The sequence below is a fragment of the Pseudomonas cannabina genome, from assembly GCF_900100365.1.
In the GTDB taxonomy this organism is placed as follows: domain Bacteria; phylum Pseudomonadota; class Gammaproteobacteria; order Pseudomonadales; family Pseudomonadaceae; genus Aquipseudomonas; species Aquipseudomonas cannabina.
Map to the genome: position 1 here is coordinate 109,573 of NZ_FNKU01000001.1, position 17,326 is coordinate 126,898.

The 17,326-nt window shown below is 60.6% G+C and carries 14 protein-coding genes and 1 pseudogene; 8 read left to right on the forward strand and 7 right to left on the reverse strand.

Features of this window, described 5'->3' with window-relative positions; genetic code table 11:
• Position 1 precedes the first annotated feature (1 nt).
• Together BLT55_RS00535 and BLT55_RS00540 are read left to right on the forward strand one after the other, a co-directional pair.
• Entirely contained in the window at positions 2 to 1,366 is a 1,365-nt protein-coding gene (locus BLT55_RS00535) for a DUF1329 domain-containing protein (protein WP_055000629.1), read from the forward strand.
• Between the two features lie 229 nt (positions 1,367 to 1,595).
• The gene (locus tag BLT55_RS00540; protein WP_055000610.1) at positions 1,596 to 4,328 is read left to right on the forward strand and encodes a winged helix-turn-helix domain-containing protein; all 2,733 of its coding nucleotides are present in this window, start codon (positions 1,596 to 1,598) and stop codon (positions 4,326 to 4,328) included.
• A 14-nt stretch (positions 4,329 to 4,342) separates the two neighbouring features.
• Here BLT55_RS00540 and BLT55_RS00545 read toward each other — a convergent pair whose 3' ends face one another.
• The 6 genes and pseudogenes from BLT55_RS00545 to rutA all read right to left on the reverse strand — a co-directional run bounded on the left by BLT55_RS00545 (position 4,343) and on the right by rutA (position 9,430).
• Positions 4,343 to 5,530 carry an HD-GYP domain-containing protein gene (locus tag BLT55_RS00545; protein WP_055000609.1) on the reverse strand — a complete coding sequence of 396 codons (1,188 nt, stop codon included), beginning with the start codon at positions 5,528 to 5,530 and terminating at the stop codon, positions 4,343 to 4,345.
• A gap of 290 nt (positions 5,531 to 5,820) precedes the next feature.
• On the reverse strand, positions 5,821 to 6,375 hold the full coding sequence (rutF, locus tag BLT55_RS00550) for an NADH-dependent FMN reductase RutF (RefSeq protein ID WP_055000608.1): 555 nt from the start codon (positions 6,373 to 6,375) through the stop codon (positions 5,821 to 5,823).
• A 27-nt stretch (positions 6,376 to 6,402) separates the two neighbouring features.
• A complete protein-coding gene (gene rutD, locus BLT55_RS00555; RefSeq protein WP_055000607.1) occupies positions 6,403 to 7,182 on the reverse strand; it encodes a pyrimidine utilization protein D in 780 nt (259 codons plus the stop codon).
• A 32-nt stretch (positions 7,183 to 7,214) separates the two neighbouring features.
• On the reverse strand, positions 7,215 to 7,598 hold the full coding sequence (rutC, locus tag BLT55_RS00560) for a pyrimidine utilization protein C (RefSeq protein ID WP_007252617.1): 384 nt from the start codon (positions 7,596 to 7,598) through the stop codon (positions 7,215 to 7,217).
• A 10-nt stretch (positions 7,599 to 7,608) separates the two neighbouring features.
• Positions 7,609 to 8,348, reverse strand: a pseudogene (gene rutB / locus BLT55_RS00565) (pyrimidine utilization protein B).
• Positions 8,348 to 9,430: a pyrimidine utilization protein A gene (rutA, locus tag BLT55_RS00570; RefSeq protein ID WP_055000606.1), complete on the reverse strand. Its 1,083-nt coding sequence runs from the start codon at positions 9,428 to 9,430 to the stop codon at positions 8,348 to 8,350. Before rutA ends, rutB begins: the two are co-directional and overlap by 1 nt.
• Positions 9,431 to 9,713: 283 nt before the next feature.
• Here rutA and rutR point away from each other — a divergent pair, with 283 nt between their 5' ends.
• The 6 genes from rutR to BLT55_RS00600 all read left to right on the forward strand — a co-directional run bounded on the left by rutR (position 9,714) and on the right by BLT55_RS00600 (position 16,107).
• Positions 9,714 to 10,442 (forward strand): pyrimidine utilization regulatory protein R, encoded by a 729-nt coding sequence (gene rutR, locus BLT55_RS00575; protein ID WP_055000605.1) that lies wholly within the window; start codon positions 9,714 to 9,716, stop codon positions 10,440 to 10,442.
• Between the two features lie 221 nt (positions 10,443 to 10,663).
• Positions 10,664 to 11,755 (forward strand): BMP family ABC transporter substrate-binding protein, encoded by a 1,092-nt coding sequence (locus BLT55_RS00580; RefSeq protein ID WP_055000604.1) that lies wholly within the window; start codon positions 10,664 to 10,666, stop codon positions 11,753 to 11,755.
• Entirely contained in the window at positions 11,752 to 13,266 is a 1,515-nt protein-coding gene (locus BLT55_RS00585) for an ABC transporter ATP-binding protein (RefSeq protein ID WP_055000603.1), read from the forward strand. The genes BLT55_RS00580 and BLT55_RS00585 overlap by 4 nt, the downstream gene beginning before the upstream one ends.
• A complete protein-coding gene (locus BLT55_RS00590; RefSeq protein WP_055000602.1) occupies positions 13,259 to 14,368 on the forward strand; it encodes an ABC transporter permease in 1,110 nt (369 codons plus the stop codon). Before BLT55_RS00585 ends, BLT55_RS00590 begins: the two co-directional genes overlap by 8 nt.
• The gene (locus BLT55_RS00595; protein ID WP_074799835.1) at positions 14,368 to 15,294 is read left to right on the forward strand and encodes an ABC transporter permease; all 927 of its coding nucleotides are present in this window, start codon (positions 14,368 to 14,370) and stop codon (positions 15,292 to 15,294) included. Before BLT55_RS00590 ends, BLT55_RS00595 begins: the two co-directional genes overlap by 1 nt.
• 123 nt (positions 15,295 to 15,417) lie before the next feature.
• Entirely contained in the window at positions 15,418 to 16,107 is a 690-nt protein-coding gene (locus BLT55_RS00600) for a YiaD family glycine zipper/OmpA-like lipoprotein (RefSeq protein WP_007252625.1), read from the forward strand.
• Between the two features lie 275 nt (positions 16,108 to 16,382).
• Here the strand turns inward: BLT55_RS00600 and BLT55_RS00605 are convergent, their stop codons facing one another.
• Entirely contained in the window at positions 16,383 to 17,291 is a 909-nt protein-coding gene (locus tag BLT55_RS00605; protein WP_055001262.1) for an acyltransferase, read from the reverse strand.
• Positions 17,292 to 17,326 lie beyond the last annotated feature (35 nt).

Genomic DNA, 17,326 nt, shown 5'->3' on the forward strand with positions numbered 1-17,326 from the left:
CATGAAAATAACAAAAGGTCTGTTGCAAGCCAGTGTACTGGGGATGTCGTTGCTGGCGACCGGGGTGATGGCGGCGGTTTCCGAATCCGAAGCGGCAAAGCTGGGCACTTCCCTGACTCCGATGGGGGCAGAAAAGGCCGGTAATGCGGCCAATACGATTTCCGCCTGGAGCCCGATGCCGAAAAATGCCGGCGCGGTCGACAGCAAGGGTTTCCTTGCCAACCCGTACGCCAGTGAAAAACCGCTGTTCATCATCACGGCGGCCAATGTCGAGCAGTACAAGGACAAGCTGGCACCGGGCCAATACGCGATGTTCAAGCGTTATCCGGACAGCTATCGGATTCCGGTGTACCCGACCCATCGCGGTGCCACGGTGCCAGATGCAGTGTTTGCCGCGATCAGGAAAAACGCGACCTCCACCAAACTGGTCGGTGGCGGCAGCGGCCTGGAGAATTTCGACACAGCCATTCCCTTCCCGATTCCGGCCAGCGGCGTCGAAGTCATCTGGAACCACATCACCCGCTACCGCGGCGGCAGTGTGAAGCGGCTGGTCACTCAAGCGACGCCGCAGGCCAATGGCTCGTACAGCCTGGTGTATTTCTCCGATCAGTTCGTGTTCCGCGACAAGATGAGGGATTTCGATCCAAAGAATCCGGGCAACATATTGTTCTACTTCAAGCAGGAAGTGACCGCTCCGGCGCGGCTGGCCGGTGGCGTGCTGCTGGTGCATGAAACCCTGGACCAAGTGGCCGAACCGCGCTCGGCGTGGCTGTATAACGCCGGTCAGCGCCGCGTGCGTCGTGCGCCGCAGGTTTCCTACGACGGCCCCGGTACGGCTTCTGACGGTCTGCGGACTTCCGACAACCTCGACATGTACAACGGCGCCCCGGATCGCTATGACTGGAAACTGATCGGCAAGCAGGAAATGTACATCGCGTCCAACAGCCACAAGCTGGACGACCCAACGCTGAAATACGCCGACATCATCAAGGCCGGTCACATCAACCAGGACCTGACCCGTTATGAACTGCGCCGCGTCTGGCACGTGACCGCGACACTCAAGGAAGGCCAGCGGCATATCTACGCCAAGCGCGACTTCTTCATTGACGAAGACACCTGGCAGGCGGCGGTCATCGACCATTACGACGGGCGCGGCCAGCTGTGGCGGGTCGCCGAAGCGCACTCGGAAAACTACTACGACAAACAAGTGCCGTGGTACGCCGTGGAGACCCTCTACGACCTGCAATCCGGTCGCTACGTGGCCCTTGGCATGAAAAACGAAGAGAAGAGGGCCTACGAGTTCGGTTTCACTGCGGGCACCAGCGACTTCTCGCCCAACGCGTTGCGTCAGGAAGGCGTGCGTTGAAGCCATGAATACACGCGTGTAGCGTCGGTTGATACATACCGCAGACCGATAAGCTGTTGATTCGCATGAAAGCCCCTTGATTGGGGCTTTTTTGCGTCTGTTCATGGGGCTCATAAGCTGTAGGAATTTTGTTATAGTCTTTTCGGTGATGAGCTTTCAACGGTAGAGATTTACCCGCTAGTCTCCGAACATCGCGACGCAGAACCAACGATTCCCACACGAGCCGGCCATGACCGATCTGTCCCGTATGCAAGGGTTTGCAGACAGCGCAACTTCTGCGCTGGAAGGTCGATTCTTTCGTCCACCGCTGCCCGAGGGCTATGTTCCTCGCTTTCGCCTGTGCCAGCGCCTCGACACCGGCCTGAGCGGTCGTTTGTTGCTGGTCTGCGCCCCGGCCGGGTTTGGCAAAAGCTCGTTGGCGGTGGAGTTTTGTCAGGGTTTGCCAAGCCAGTGGCAGAACGTCTGGCTGGGCCTGAGTGCTCGGGACAGTGATCCGGGCCGCTTCCTCGAGCGGGTACTCGCCGGCCTTCAGCAGTTCTTTCCGCAACTGGGCGCCCAGGCCATGGGCCTGCTGAAGATGCGTCAGCGTCATCAGCCGTTTGCGTTCGAAGAATGGCTCGAAGGTTTACTCGACGAATTGGCCATGCACCTGATGCTGAGCAAGCCGCTGTTGCTGGTGCTCGATGACTATCATCTGGCGCAAGGGCAGGTGCTCGATCGCTGTCTGCAGTTTTTCCTCAACCGTCTGCCGGTCGGGCTGGTGGTCATGGTGACCAGCCGGCAGCGGCCGAATTGGCATCTGGCGCGTCTGCGTCTGTCGCGGCAGGTGCTCGAAATCGGCGAGCAGGACCTGCGCCTGACGCCTGCCGAATCCATTGCAGTATTGGACCAGCCAGGTCGCGCGCTCGACAGCGAGACCTTGCAAAGCCTGATCGTGCGCAGCGAAGGCTGGGTGGCGGGGCTGCGTTTCTGGCTGCTCGCGGCCGCCGAAGCGGGCGATGGCAATGCCTTGCCGCAGGCGTTGCGCGGCAGCGAAGTGCTGATTCGCGAGTACCTCCTCGAAGAGGTCATCGACTGTCTGCCCGCCGATGTTCAAGCGTTTCTTTATGACACCGCCTGCCTGGAGCGCTTTTGCGTCGCGCTGTGCGACGCCACCCGTGACAGTCACGACAGCGAAGACATGTTGCGTTACCTGAAAGCGCATCAGGTGTTTCTGGTGCCGCTGGACGAGCAGGGTCACTGGTTTCGTTATCACCACCTGTTTTCCGATCTGTTGCGCGCGCGGCAGGCGTCAGGGCCGCAGCCCACCCGTCTGCACCTCAATGCCTGCCGCTGGTTCAGTGCCCAGGGCCTGCTGGACGAGGCGGTCGAGCACGCCCTGCGCGCCGGGCATCTGGACGTGGCCGCCAATCTGGTGCAGAACCTCTCCGAAGAGCAATTGCTGGCCGAGCAGAATGTCGGCATGTTGCTGCGCTGGAAGATGGACTTGCCGGACGATCTGCTGACCAGCACACCACGCCTGATCGTGCTGTACGCATGGGCGCTGGGGCTGGCCTGTCAGCTGGACGCCGCTGAAGAGCTGGCCAGTCAGTTGAGCCGATTCCTGCCTGCGCCGTCTGCCACCGCACAGAGATCCATGCTCGCCCAATGGCTGGCGCTGAGCGGCATCATTGCTCGCGGGCGTGGCGACAGCGAAAAAACTGAGCGCTGTTGCAGTGAGGCGCTGCTCACGCTGCCGGAAAAACGCTATGGCCAGCGGTTGGTCTGCCTGTCGACGCTGGCCAACCTGGCGATTGCCAACGGGGATCTGTGGCGTGCCAAGGTACTCAACCGGGACGCGCTCGAACTGGCGCAGCGGGTTGCCAATCCGCTGTTCGAGGCGTTGGCGCATTACGACCGGGCCAGAGCGCTGCAAGCGCGTGGCGAAATCATCCGCGCGATGGAAGAAGTGCGTCAGGGGCAGCAGCGACTCAAAGGCTTTTCTAGCGGCAGGCTGTACGCCGTTCGCGCGCGTTTGACGCTGTATGAAGGCTACCTGCTGACGTTGCGCCTGCAGGTCGATGAAGGTCGGGCACTGGTCCTCGCCGGTCTGGCCGAAGCTCGCGCCTGCCGTGACATCAGCGTGCTGATCGGGCATTGCCTGATTGCCACGATGGAGGGCTGTGCCGGTCGCTTTGCCGAGGCGTTTGCGCAGCTTGCCGAAGCCGAGAGGTTGATGCACATCTGGGACGTGCCACCGATTTACTACCTGGGCATGCTTACCCTGGTGAAATGCGAGTTGTGGCTGGCGCAAGGGCGCATCGACCTGGCCGAAGCCTGGCTGCTGCGTTTGACTCACACCTACAACGGTGGCCTTGGCGCTGCGGCCCCGGAGTGTCATCCGCAACTGCCGCAACACGTTGAATTGCAGCGGGCCATGCTCGAGCGCCTGAAAGGCGAGGGTCAGGCCAGCGAACAGCGTTTGCAGGCACTGGAAAAGCGCGCGCAGGAGTTCGGTTCGCAATTGCTGCAACTGATCGCCATGACTCAACAGATCGGATTGTTATTGGGGCAGGCGCGGCAGGATGAGGCGCGGAACCTGTTGCTGCGTTGTTTGCAGGTCGCCGCCGGAGGCGCGCTGTTGCCCTTCAGGGTTTTGCTGGGCGAGCATGCCCGGTGGTTGCACGAACAATTGCTCCAGGCACCACCCGGCACGGTGCGCGATGCCTTGCTGGAAAAACTTCCGCCCTGCACTGCGCCCGCCTTGCCGGAGCCTGCGCATGGCAACGATTGCCTGAGCGTGCGAGAGCTGGGTGTGCTGCAACTGATTGCCCAAGGCTGTTCGAATCAGGAAATCAGCGAGCAACTGTTTATCTCCCTGCACACCGTCAAGACCCACGCCAGTCACATCAACAGCAAGCTGGGCGTTGAGCGGCGGACTCAGGCGGTGGCGAGGGCGAAAATCCTCGGTTTGCTGGGCTGAGAGGGGGCGGGCGATCAGCCTGCCTTGCCTGCCCACAGCGTGTCGATATCGTTCAGACCCCAGTCGGCCGGTAACTCGATTTTCACGATGGCATCACGCTCTACAGAGCCTTCGAGGTCGATAATCTGCGCCGCAAAGGTTTTGCCGGTGTGTGCCGACATGAATACTTTCACTTTCGGCTTGAGCAGCGACTTCTCACTCTGCTCGATCACCACGCCCAGCCGTCCGCTTTCCAGCCGTACCAGTGAGCCAATCGGGTAGATGCCCACGGTTTTGACGAAGCTTTGAAACACGACCTCGTCGAAGTGGCCTTTCCACGAGGCCATTTCGCGAATCGAATGGGCGACGCCCCAGCTTTTTTTGTAGGGCCGGTCGGAGGTAATCGCGTCATACACATCGCACACCGCACCCATTCTGGCAAAGAGGCTGATCTGATCGCCTTCCAGGCCGTGCGGGTAGCCCGAGCCATCGACCTTTTCGTGGTGATGCAGGCAAACGTCCATGACCGCCGGCGCCACCGGCTGGTTTTCCTTGAGGATTTTCAGACCCAGTTCCGGATGGGCTTTCATGACCACAAACTCTTCAGTGGTCAGCCGGCCTGGTTTGTTGAGCACTTCCGGGTCGATCATCATCTTGCCGACATCGTGCATCAACCCTGCCACACCCGCTTCGCGTATCTGTTCATCCGGCATGCCCATGCGTCGGGCGAGCGCGACCATCAGCGCACAGACCGCCACTGAATGCATGTAGGTGTATTCGTCCGAGGTCTTCAGGCGTGACAGGCTGATCAGCGCATGGGGGTGGCGCAGAATCGAGTTGGAGATTTCCTCGACCAGCAGCAGTACATCGTCGACGTCCATGGCCCGTCCCATGCGGGCTTCGGTGAACATGTTCATCACGGCTTCTCTGGCCCGGCCGCAAATGACCCGGGCGCGGAGGATTTCCTTGTCCAGATTTGCCGGAGCGACGTCATGCGATGCCGGCGCAGGCTCGAGTGCTGCAGGTGCTGTGACCGCGCGGTATTTGCTGGTCTCGATCCAGACTTCCCGGGTATCCGACTGCTGAATGCGTTTGAGTACGTCAACGTCTTCAAGCACCACTTCAACCAGACCGATCCAGAACGGGTCGTTGGTCCACGAGCGGCAGAATTTATGAATATGCATGCCGAGGGCGAGTTGGGCGACAGGGATCTTTTTCAACATGCTCAGTCACCCATGCATTGACATGAACGCACGCGGGGGAGAGTAACGGGCGTGCGGCAGATTGCCGGCAGGCACCAGCAGCGTGCAGGGTGTACCGATCGACATGATTTTACCTCACTGACTACAAGGATCATCCCGATCTCGTTATGCCAGTATACGGGCCTGCCAGCGGAAAAATCATGTCTATTTGTTGCGCGTCAAAAACCCGTCAGCTGCCTCGTGACAGTGTCCACGAAACGCGGCTCTGAAGGTTTTCTGACACGCTCGTTACACCTGAGCGCCTTGTGTTCTCAGACCACTGCCGGTGTGCCTGGCAGGCTGTGGTATCGGCGGCCGAAATAAACCAGTGCCTCGGTTTCGCTCTGGTGCCGGATATCCACGACTTCGCAAAACAGAATGTCATGCGTGCCGACGCTCACGGACCGGGTCATCTGACAGTCGAGGGCCAGTTTTGCGCCGTCCAGTATGGGCGAGCCGGTGACACCGCTGAGCCACTGGCCTGCAGCAAAACGCTCCTGCTGTGTGGTCTTGCCGCCGAACAGGTTGGACAGGGCCTGTTGACTGTTATCCAGCGTGTTGACGCACAGCGTGCCATTGCCGATGAAGGTGTCGTAAACCGACGCCGAGCGGTTGATGCAGACCAGTAAGGTGGGGGGTTGATCCGTCACGCTGCACACGGCGGTGGCGGTAAACCCGGCGCGTCCGCCGGGGCCATCGGTGGTGATGACGTTGACCGCTGCCGCCAGGCTGGACATCGCATCGCGAAAGGCCAGTTGGCTGACCGCTGCACTGTCGGCGGGCAAAATGGGGCTGTTCGGGTTTAAGGGTTGAGTCTGGGTGCGCATGGCAAGAGTCCTTTCAGGAATAGGCATTCAGGAGCGAGCGTCGAGAAAATCGAGCACCGCGCGCCGAAACGGCGGTGGGTCGCTGATGCTGGAGGCATGGCCGCCGTAGTCCAGCAATTCCAGCCTGGCATTCGGCAACGTTTCGGCCAGATGCAGCGATTGCTGCCAGGGCACCAGCATGTCATCGCGGTTGGCAATCAACAGCGTCGGTGTGTCGATCTGGCTCAGTTGCGCTTCGATGTCGAAGCTTTCCAGCGCATTGATACGCCGCAGGAGGTTGTCGGTGTCCGGGAAATGCGCCAGCGCATGGGCTTCATCATCGGCCAGGCGGGCGCTGTTGGCGGCGATCCAGTCAGCGGGATAAAGAAACAGCGCCTGTGCTTGCACATAAGCCTGCGGCCCGCTGTTCAACAGCAGGTGCTTGCGAATGGAAAAACAGCGCGCGCTGTGCGGGTTCGGGCTGCTCCAGGCGTTAATCAGGATCTGGCGTTGCAGCAAGTCAGGACGCAGCAGCGCCAGCTCCAGGCCGACCAGCCCGCCCAGTGCATGGCCCATGAAATCACAACGCTGGATGCCTAGCGTGTCGAGCAGGGTCAGCAGTTCGACGGCCATGTGGCGGATCGAGTAATCCGGCGGCAGCACTGCAGGGCTGCGCCGGGTCCCTGCGTGATCGTAGACCAGTACGTCATGGTCGCGGGTCAGCACGGCCAGGTCATCGGCCCAGTAACGGCTGGACCCGCCCAACCCGGAACTGAGCACCAGCAGCGGCGCATCGGCATGCTGACAGCGATGGATTTCATGGAACATGCGCGTTCTCCGAAACGGTTTGAGATCAGTGCTCAGCCGATATGGGCGATGCTGGCGATTTCGATCAGGGCTTCGGGTTTCACCAGGCCGCACTGGATGCAATAACGGGCCGGTTTCTCGCCCGCGAAATACTCGGCGTACACCTCGTTGACCTTGGCGTAGTCAGCCCAGTCGCGAATCATGATCATGTTGAACGTCACATCGTCCAACGTACCGCCAGCGGTTTCGACCACGCTTTTGATGGTCTCCAGTACGTGGCGGGTCTGTGCGCTGGCGTCACCGACGTGCACCACGTTGTTGTCCTTGTCGAACGGCAGGGTGCCTGAGACGTAGAGCACGCCGTCGGCCATGGAGCCCGGCACGAACGGGGCGATGGGCTTGGTGGTGCCGGCAGGAATGATCGCTTTCTTGGTCATGCTGATGTCCTCACGAAGTGTGCCCGACAGGGGCGAAAGTGGTGCAGAAGTCATCGACGCTGGAGACCCAGCCGAAGAAGGTTTCGATGTTGAACAACGCGGCTTGCTGCGCGAATTCCGGGCCTGCCTGATGGGTGGCATCGGCCAGCACCACGCCGAAATATTCCAGGTGGAAGCCGTCGCGCAAGGTCGACTCGACGCAGACGTTGGTGGCAATGCCGGTGAACACCAGATTGCGAATGCCGCGGCTGCGCAGCACGCTGTCGAAGCTGGAATTGAAGAAACCGCTGTAGCGTGTTTTCGGTACCACGATGTCGCCGGGCTCGGGCTTCAGTTCGTCGACCAGTTGATAGTCCCAGCCGCCCTTGGCGAGTAACTGGCCTTCGAGTTCCGGGCGCTTGCGCATGGTTTTCAGGGCGTTGGACTTGTGCCAGTTAGGCGAGCCGGGGCCACCGGCTTCGACATAGGCCGGGTCCCAGCCGTTCTGGAAAAAATCACCGGAATACCCGCCGCGCGCGCCGCAGCGCAGGCCTTCTTGATGTTGGCGATGACCGGCCCGGTGCTGCTGACATCGAACCCGGCCAGGTCCAGATAGCCACCCGGCGATGCGTAGGCATTCTGCATGTCGACCACCACCAGCGCCGTTTCGCCGAGCTTCATGCGCAGCGCTTCCGGACGCGCAGGCAACTCGCGTGCAGGTTGCTGATCGAGCGGCAGGTCGACGCCTGCAACGGTTGTCGGAGCATTCATCACACCGCCTCCTTGAGCTGGGTGATGTGCGCGCGGCTGGTCATCAGCGGCTGGATTTTCTGCCCGAAATCTTCGACGCCTTTCACGAAATCATCGAAGGTCAGCATCACGCCTTGCGTGCCCGGCACGCTGGCGACTTCGTCGAGCATCTTCGCCACGTTGGCCCAGGAGCCCACCAGCGTGCCCATGTTGATGTTGACCGCCGAGGTCGGGTCGGCCATCTGTCGCAGGTTCGAGCCTGCGCTCTTGTCGGCTGCGCCTTTTTCGCTCAGCCAGGCGATGGCCTCCTCGTCGGCGCCTGCCTTGATGTGTTCCCAGCGTGCCCGTGCGGCTTCATCGGTGTCGTCGGCAATGATCATGAACAGTACGCAGGAGGTGACGTTGCGCCCGGTCTTTTCGTTGGCTTCGATCAGTTTCTGTGCGGTCGGTGCGAAAGCGATGGGGGTGTTCACGCCCTTGCCGAAGCAGAAGTTGTAATCGGCATATTGCGCTGAAAACGCCATGCCGGCTTCGCTCTGACCGGCGCAGATCAGTTTCATGTCGGCTTGCGGGCGCGGGCTGACGCGGCAGTCCTGCATGCTGAAATGCTCGCCCTTGAAGTCACTGCTGCCAGTGGCCCACAGGTCGCGAAGTACCTGCGCGTATTCGGCCAGGTATTCGTAGCGCGTATGGAAAAACTCGTCGCCGGGCCACAGGCCCATCTGCTCGTATTCGGGCTTCTGCCAGCCGGTCACCAGATTGATCCCGAAGCGTCCGTTGGAGATCGAGTCGATAGTCGAGGCCATGCGCGCTGCGATGGCGGGCGGGATGGTCAGGGTCGCGACAGTGGCGAACAGCTGGATCTTGCTGGTGACTGCCGCGAGGCCCGCCATCAGCGTGAAGGATTCCAGGTTGTGCTCCCAGAATTCGGTTTTGCCGCCGAAGCCGCGCAGTTTGATCATCGATAATGCAAAGTCGAAGCCGTAGCCTTCGGCTTTCTGCACGATCTGCTTGTTCAGCTCGAAAGTCGGCATGTATTGCGGCGCGTTGCTGGAAATCAGCCAGCCGTTATTGCCAATGGGGATGAAGATACCGATGTCCATATAAGGCCTCTTTGCGTGAGTCGATGCGAGCCAATGCCGCGGGCGGCACGTGAATCCTTACCTGCATCGAATGGATTGCATTTAGCGGGCCATATTTTTTTGTTGTTTTTATTCAATGGGTTAAGAGTTTATTCCGTCTGTTCCAGACCAATTGGTCCGAATAAGAGCACTTGGTTTGTGCAGCGCGCACGCTGATAGGGCAGGCCGGGCACGGCGCCTGATCCGTATCGACAAAACAGCTGCGCCCGTTAAGATGCCCTCTCATTTCGGCATCACTGGATGGATGTGCGTGAACAAGAAACTTCCTGCGGCTGAGCCTGCGAGCAAGCGTGTACGCAAGGTCAAACCGGAAACCGTGGCCAAGACCACCCGCGAGCCCAGCGCCGACTCGTTGAAACGACGCATGCGTCTGATGGAAGGCAAGCGCACATTGATTCTCGATGCGGCGCTGGAGATATTTTCCCGCTACGGCGTGCATGGCAGCAGTCTGGATCAGGTGGCGAGCCTGGCGGACGTTTCCAAGACCAACCTGCTGTATTACTTCAGCAGCAAGGACGATCTGTACCTGAATGTGCTGCGTCAACTGCTTGAAGTCTGGCTAAGCCCGCTGGTGCATTTCACTGCCGACAAAGAGCCGGTGCAGGCCATCGGCGCGTACCTCAAGGCCAAGCTGGAAATGTCCCGCGACCATCCGGCCGAGTCGCGCCTGTTCTGTATGGAGGTGATGCAGGGCGCGCCGTTGATTCATGGCGAGTTGCAGCATCCGTTGCGCGATACCGTGGAAGCCAAGGTGGCCGTGATCCAGCACTGGATCGACAGCGGACAGCTGGCGCCGATCAACCCGCACCATCTGATTTTCTCGCTGTGGGCGACCACCCAGCATTACGCGGACTTCCGCACCCAGGTCGAGGCCGTCACCGGCAAGACACTGGACGACCCGGCGTTTTTCGAAGAAGTGCTGGCCAGCCTGCGCAGCATGATTCTGGACGGCATCCTGCCGCGTAATGGCTGAACCCCATGCCTGTTTTTGACTGGCGCACTCAGGAGGCGCAGCGCCGCAGAAGGATGCACAAACCAAGTGCTCTGATTCAGACCATTTGATCTGTTCTCGGCTGTGCTATCGAGTCAGGTCATTGTTCCATAGCGTTTTCCTGCTAGTGGCATGGATGCTGCTAAAGCCGTTGTGTCGGCCAAGCACTGTCCTCATCGGCCATTACCCTCAGGAAAACGTCTATGTACAAGAAACTGTTGCCCGGGACATTGTGTGCGGCCGTCGCGTTCGGGACCGTCGGCCTCGCTCAGGCTGAGGGGTTGACCCTCAAGGGCCCCGCGAAAATCGCCATGGTCTACATCAGCCCGCGCAATGATGGCGGCTGGACTCAGGCGTTCGATGAGGCACGGTTGAAGCTGGAAAAGGATCTGGACACCAAAATCCAGTTCGTCGAAAGCGTTCCCGAAAACGCGGCGGCCATCACGCCAGTGGTCGACCGGCTCATCGCACGCGGCGCCAACGTTATTATCGGCACTGCTTTCGGCTACTCCGACACGTTCCTCACGCTGGCGAAAAAATACCCTGATGTCGCGTTCCTCAACGGTTCCGGCACCACCAATGCGGCCAACCTCGAATCGTTTTACGGCCGCACCTATGAAAGCCAGTACTTGTGCGGCATGGCGGCGGGTGCTGCTTCGAAGACCGGCAAACTGGGCTTCGTCGCGGCCAACCCGTTTGGCCAGGTCAACTGGACCATTAACGCCTACGAACTGGGCGCTCGGCAGATCAACCCGAAAGCCACGGTCAACGTGATCTACACCGGCGCATGGAATGATCCGGTCAAGGAACGCGCCGCAACCATGGCGCTGATCGACAATGGCGTGGATGTGGTCGGTCAGCATGTCGACAGCCCGACGCCGCAAATTGTCGCCCAGGAGCGCGGCATTCACGGCACCGGTCACCACCGCGACCTGAGCGAGTTCGCACCAAAAGCGACCGTCTGTTCTTCGTTGTGGGTCTGGTACCGTTTCCTCGGGCCGGAGCTCAAGAAAATCATGGCCGGCAACTGGACGCCTCCGGCCAACGGCGCGTTGCTGTCAATGCAGCAGGGCGGCACCGATATCAAGCTGACCAGCGACCCGATCATCTCCTCCGAAGATCGCCAGAAAATCGAGGCTGAGCGGGCCGAACTGCTGGCCGGCAAGAAAATTATCTATAGCGGCCCGCTGGCGGACCGCGATGGCAAGGAGCGTATCGCGGCGGGTCAGCAACTGTCTGATCCCGAGCTGTGGAAAATGGACTGGTTCGTCGAAGGCGTGAAGACTCAGCAATGAGTCAGGTCAATGCGCTGCAACTCACGGGCATCAGCAAATCGTTCGATGGCTTCAAAGCGCTGATCGACGCCGACTTCACTGCGTATTGGGGTGAAGTGCATGCGCTGCTGGGCGAAAACGGCGCGGGCAAGTCTTCACTGATGAACATCGCGGCCGGGCTTTATGCGCCGGAAACCGGCACGTTGCTGGTCGATGACAACCCGGTGCAGCTCAGCGGCCCGAAGGACGCCAGCCGCTACCGGATCGGCATGGTTCATCAGCATTTCAAGCTGGTGAAACCGTTCACGTTGGCGCAGAACATTCTGTTGGCGCTGCCTGAGCAGCCCGGCGAAGGCAGCTACCGCAAACGCCTTCGTGCGCTGGAGCAGGAGATCGTCGGCAAGGCCGCTGAACTGGGGTTTGTGCTCGATCCAAGACGGATCGTCGACAGCCTGTCGGTTGCCGAACAGCAGCGTGTCGAAATTCTCAAGGTGCTGCTGGCCGGTGCACGGATTCTGATTCTCGACGAACCGACCGCCGTGCTCACCGATCAGGAAGCCGAGCGTCTGTTGCTCACGGTGCAAGCCTTTGCCCGGCAAGGCGCGGCGGTGATCCTGGTGACGCACAAGATGGCTGACGTCAAACGCTATACCGACCGCGTGACTGTTATGCGCGGCGGGCGCACCGTGCAGACCCTTGACCCGACCAGCGTCAGCGTCGCACAACTGGTGCAGTTGACTGTCGGTGAGTCGGTGTCGGTCAGTGAGCGTCAGCCCGCAACACCCGGTGAGGTGCGTTTGCAGGTGCGGGATTTGCGCAGCGTGGCAGGCAGCGGCGCGCTCAGCGGGGTGAATATGACCCTGCGCGCCGGGCAGATTTACGGCATCGCCGGGGTCGGCGGCAACGGTCAGGCAGAACTGGCCAATGCGCTGATGGGCTTGCCGCAACCGACCGAGGGCGAGATTCATCTGACGCCGTTCGGTGATCTGCGCACTGCGTCGGCCGAGCAGCGTCGCCAGTTGCGCATTGCGTCAATCCCCGCAGACCGCTATGGCGCAGCGCTGGCGGGCTCGCTGTCGGTGGCGGAAAACTTCGCCATCGGCAATATCCACAGCGGCCAGTACGGCTCGTTCTGGCGGCTCGGTTATCAACGTTTGAAGCAGGACGCGCAGCGCGCGGTCGAGGCGTTCGATGTGCAGGGCGTGCGTTCTCTCGATCAGAAAGCCGCGCTGTTGTCGGGCGGCAACGCGCAAAAGCTGGTGATTGCCCGTGAATTCAGCCGCGACCCGCAACTGGTGCTGGTTCACAGCCCGAGCCGCGGCCTGGACGTGCGCGCTACACAAGCGGTGCACGGCCGGCTTCGCGCCGCGCGGGACGCAGGCGCTGCGGTGCTGGTGATCAGCGAAGACCTCGATGAAGTATTGGCCCTGGCTGACCGTATCGGCGTGATGAACGGCGGGCGTATCGTCGCCGAGTTCGATCATCCCGCCGACCGTCAGGCGATCGGCAAAGCGATGGTGAGCCATGACTGAATTACTGCAACACGCTGTTGCTACGCGCCAGCCCTTACTGACGCGGCGCTACACCCTAGAGCTTCGCCAGCAGACTGGCTGGCCTTTGCAGGCGATGATCATTGCGCTGGCGTTGCTGGTCGGTCTGGCCATCTGCACGGCGATTCTGATTGCCGCAGGTGTGCCCGCGGGTGAGCTGCTCAACGAGTTCGTCCTGCAGACGGTCTTCGATGCGCAGAACTTCAAGGCGGTGCTGTTTCAAGCCTCGCCGATGATCATGGTCGGTCTGGCCGGTTGCATGGCGTTTCGTGCGCGTTTCTGGAACCTGGGGCTGGAAGGCCAGATGATCTGGGGCGCGATTGGCGCCACGGCCATTTCGCTGTTCCAGGTGGGGCCGGAGTTTCTGCGCCTGCCGCTGATGATGGCAGCAGCGATGGTCTGCGGGATGTTGTGGAGCCTGGGGCCGGTGCTGTTGAAGCTCAAGTGGCAGGTCAACGAAATCATCTCGACCCTGATGCTCAACTACGTCGCCGCCAACTTCCTGCTGCATCTGGTCTACGGAAGCTGGAAGGACCCGCGAGACAACTTCCCCTATTCGCCGGCGTTTCAGGCCTTTGAGCGTCTGCCAGACCTGTTTGCCGGTTATAACGCGGCGATTCTGCTGGCACTGCTGGTCACGGCGCTGACCTTGTGGTTCATCGGGATTTCCCGCGCGGGCCTGTATTTGCGCTTCGTCGATGCCAACCCTCGGGTAGCCGAAGCCGTGTGCGTGCCGGTGCGCAAGATGATCATCGGCACCGTGCTGCTGTCTGGCGCGCTGGCCGGGCTGGCGGGTTTCGTCGTGACCTCGGGGCAGGAGGGACGGCTGACCCAGTCGTTCTATCAGGGCTACGGGTTCTCCGGAATTCTCATTGCCTTTCTGGCCCGCAATAACCCGGTCGCCGCGACCATCGTTGCATTGTTGATTGCCATGCTCTTCGTGGCAGGGCGCAATTTGCAGGTCTTTTATCAGATTCCGTTTTCGATGGTGCAACTGATCCAGGCGATTCTGGTGATCTGTGTGGCGTCGTCCGACTTTTTCATCCGCCATCGCCTGCGACGCATTCAGGCAGGAGAACGTTGATGGAGCTGATTTCCCACTGGCTGGGCAGTGCGCCGGATTTCGCTGTGCCATTCGCGCTGGCTGCGCTGGGCCTGATCCTGATCGAGCGCAGCGGTGTGCTGGCGCTGGGGGTGGAAGGGCTGATGCTGGTCGGTGCGCTGGCCGGCATCGGCATGCAGTTGAGCGTCGGGTCGCCGGGGTTATCCCTGCTGGCGTCGATGGCAGCGGCTGGCGTGGTGTCGTTGTTGTTCGCGCTGATGGTGCTGGTGTTGCGGATCAATCAGGTGATTGCCGGGCTGGCGCTGGTGTTCTTTTGTCAGGGGCTGACCGGGCTGCTCGGCACGTTGCTGGGCTGGACCAATCGCCCGGTCAGCGGCCTGTCGGCGGTCGAGTTGTGGCCGTTGTCCGAGCTGCCAGTGATCGGCAAGGTGTTCGTGCAGAATCCGATTGTGTACCTGACGGTGGTGATCTTCATCGCGGTGGTCTGGCTGCTGAAGCGCACGCGCACCGGGTTGCGTCTGCGCGCGGTGGGCGAAAATCCGCAGGCCGCAGACGCCGCAGGTATTTCCGTGCCGGGTTATCGGCTGGCAGCAATTGTCGCGGGGTCGGCGTTGATGGGGCTGGCAGGTGGTTTCATCGCCGTGCTGAGCACCAAAATGTGGATTGCGGACATGACCGGCGGACGCGGCTGGATCGCGGTGTCGCTGGTGATCTTTGCGCGCTGGTCACCCTGGCGTGCATTGGCCGGTGCCTTGTTGTTCGGCGGCATCGAAGCGCTGATCCCGCAACTGGCGGCGACCGGTGTGCGTCTGCCTCAGTACTTCGTGCTGATGACACCCTATGCCGTCACGCTGTTGGTGATGGTCTGGGTAGCCAGTGGCAAGCGCCAGTCTACGAGCCAGCCGGGTGCGCTGGGTGAGCCTTATATTCGCGAGGAACGACGCTGAGCGGCTGCACGAATGCTATCGAGAGCGCCGTACTACGGGCGGTTCAGCCGGGGTTAAGGAATTTTTGACACGGGCCATGCTCTAATCGGCTTATTAGCGTTCGTCCAAGCCAGGAGCTCTTGAATGTTTACCTCGCGTCGTTTGATCCTTGTCGCCACTGCCGTAGCCATGCTGTCGGGCTGCGCGACTCCCAACCCTTATGACAATCAAGGCCAGGCGCAGAGCTCCGGTGGCATGAGCAAAACAGCCAAATACGGCGGGCTCGGCGCATTGGCCGGCGCGGTCGCGGGTGCGGCCATCGACCACAATAACCGGGGCAAGGGCGCATTGATCGGTGCCGCAGTGGCGGGTGCTGCGTCGGCGGGCTATGGCTACTATGCGGATAAGCAGGAAGCCGCGCTGCGTGCGAGCATGGCCAACACCGGTGTCGAGGTGCAGCGCCAGGGCGACCAGATCAAACTAATCATGCCGGGCAATATCACCTTCGCCACCGACTCTTCGGCGATTGCCAGCAGCTTCTATTCGCCGCTGAACAACCTGGCGAACTCGCTCAAGCAGTTCAACCAGAACAACATTGAAATCGTCGGCTACACCGACAGCACCGGCAGCCGCCAGCACAACATGGACCTGTCGCAACAACGCGCGCAGAGCGTCGCGACCTACCTGACCTCTCAGGGTGTCGATCAGTCGCACCTGTCAGTCCGTGGCGCAGGCCCTGATCAGCCGATTGCCAGCAACGCCGACGTCAACGGCCGTGCCCAGAACCGCCGCGTAGAGGTCAACCTCAAGCCGATTCCGGGTCAGCAGTACTGATCAACACGTCTGCGTCGGCACGATAGTCGAGATTATCGTGCCTCACGCTCCTGTGGGAATGCAGTGTGCGACGCTCTGCGTCGCACGATAGTTGAAACAGGACCTTTTTTGTGGGAGCGGACTCGTCCGCGAAGACGGTGTTTCAGACTACGCATTTTCGGAGAATGTATCGGCCCTTTCGTGGACAAGCGAGGCGTCGCCCGGTCCGCTCCCGCGGCTTCCGGCCATAATCAAAGCCGGACTTTGCTTCGCACTACAGTTGAGATTATCGTGCCTCACGCTCGCCGCGGCGGATACTGCTCATGCATCCTGTCCAGCAGCTTGTCTTTCTCTTCCCATAGCCCATTGATCCACTGCTGGAATTCCAGACGGTATTCGCCGTCTTGATCGTAGTTCTTGCCGAGGAACTGCTGCGGGATCTTTATTTCTTCGAAGTGGGCGACCACTTCCTTGACGTTGCCGCACAGCAGGTCCCAATAGCCGGGTTGTCCGCCCGGGTAATGGATGGTCACGTTGATGATCGATTCCAGCTGTTCACCCATCGCATCGAGCACGAAGGCAATGCCGCCAGCTTTGGGTTTGAGCAAGTGGCGGAAGGGTGACTGCTGTTGCGCGTGTTTGCCGGCAGTAAAGCGCGTGCCCTCGGCAAAGTTGAAAATCCCCACCGGGTTGTGGCGAAACTTCGCGCAGGTACGACGGGTGGTTTCCAGGTCTTTGCCCTTCTTTTCCGGGTGTTTCGCCAGATACGCCTTGGAATAGCGCTTCATGAACGGAAATCCAAGCGCCCACCACGCCAGCCCAATTACCGGGACCCAGATCAGCTCCTGCTTGAGGAAAAACTTCAGCGGGCGAATGCGCCGGTTGAGCACATACTGCAACACCATGATGTCGACCCAGCTCTGATGATTGCTGGTCACCAGATACGAGTGTTTGTAGTCCAGCCCTTCAAGACCGCTCAGGTGCCAGCGGGTGTTGCAGAGCAGCTTTATCCAGGCATTGTTGTTGCCGATCCAGGTTTCATGGATGTGGCTCATCAGCCAGTCGGTGAAGCGTTGCGCGGCGGAGAAGGGCAGGCAAATCTTGAGGATCGTGACGGCGAACAGCACCGTGCAACAGACAAGGGTATTCAGCGCCAACAGCAGTGAAGCAATGACGCCACGCAAAGGGGCAGGCAGAAAATCCATGAAGGAGATGGCTCCGGAAGTGGTCGGACGCCGCA

Bases quoted from the DNA above. Each gene is read 5' to 3' on its own strand.
- BLT55_RS00535 (WP_055000629.1), top strand. From the start codon at position 2: ATGAAAATAACAAAAGGTCTGTTGCAAGCCAGTGTACTGGGGATGTCG.
- BLT55_RS00540 (WP_055000610.1), top strand. From the start codon at position 1,596: ATGACCGATCTGTCCCGTATGCAAGGGTTTGCAGACAGCGCAACTTCT.
- BLT55_RS00545 (WP_055000609.1), bottom strand. From the start codon at position 5,530: ATGTTGAAAAAGATCCCTGTCGCCCAACTCGCCCTCGGCATGCATATT.
- rutF (WP_055000608.1), bottom strand. From the start codon at position 6,375: ATGCGCACCCAGACTCAACCCTTAAACCCGAACAGCCCCATTTTGCCC.
- rutD (WP_055000607.1), bottom strand. From the start codon at position 7,182: ATGTTCCATGAAATCCATCGCTGTCAGCATGCCGATGCGCCGCTGCTG.
- rutC (WP_007252617.1), bottom strand. From the start codon at position 7,598: ATGACCAAGAAAGCGATCATTCCTGCCGGCACCACCAAGCCCATCGCC.
- rutA (WP_055000606.1), bottom strand. From the start codon at position 9,430: ATGGACATCGGTATCTTCATCCCCATTGGCAATAACGGCTGGCTGATT.
- rutR (WP_055000605.1), top strand. From the start codon at position 9,714: ATGTGCGTGAACAAGAAACTTCCTGCGGCTGAGCCTGCGAGCAAGCGT.
- BLT55_RS00580 (WP_055000604.1), top strand. From the start codon at position 10,664: ATGTACAAGAAACTGTTGCCCGGGACATTGTGTGCGGCCGTCGCGTTC.
- BLT55_RS00585 (WP_055000603.1), top strand. From the start codon at position 11,752: ATGAGTCAGGTCAATGCGCTGCAACTCACGGGCATCAGCAAATCGTTC.
- BLT55_RS00590 (WP_055000602.1), top strand. From the start codon at position 13,259: ATGACTGAATTACTGCAACACGCTGTTGCTACGCGCCAGCCCTTACTG.
- BLT55_RS00595 (WP_074799835.1), top strand. From the start codon at position 14,368: ATGGAGCTGATTTCCCACTGGCTGGGCAGTGCGCCGGATTTCGCTGTG.
- BLT55_RS00600 (WP_007252625.1), top strand. From the start codon at position 15,418: ATGTTTACCTCGCGTCGTTTGATCCTTGTCGCCACTGCCGTAGCCATG.
- BLT55_RS00605 (WP_055001262.1), bottom strand. From the start codon at position 17,291: ATGGATTTTCTGCCTGCCCCTTTGCGTGGCGTCATTGCTTCACTGCTG.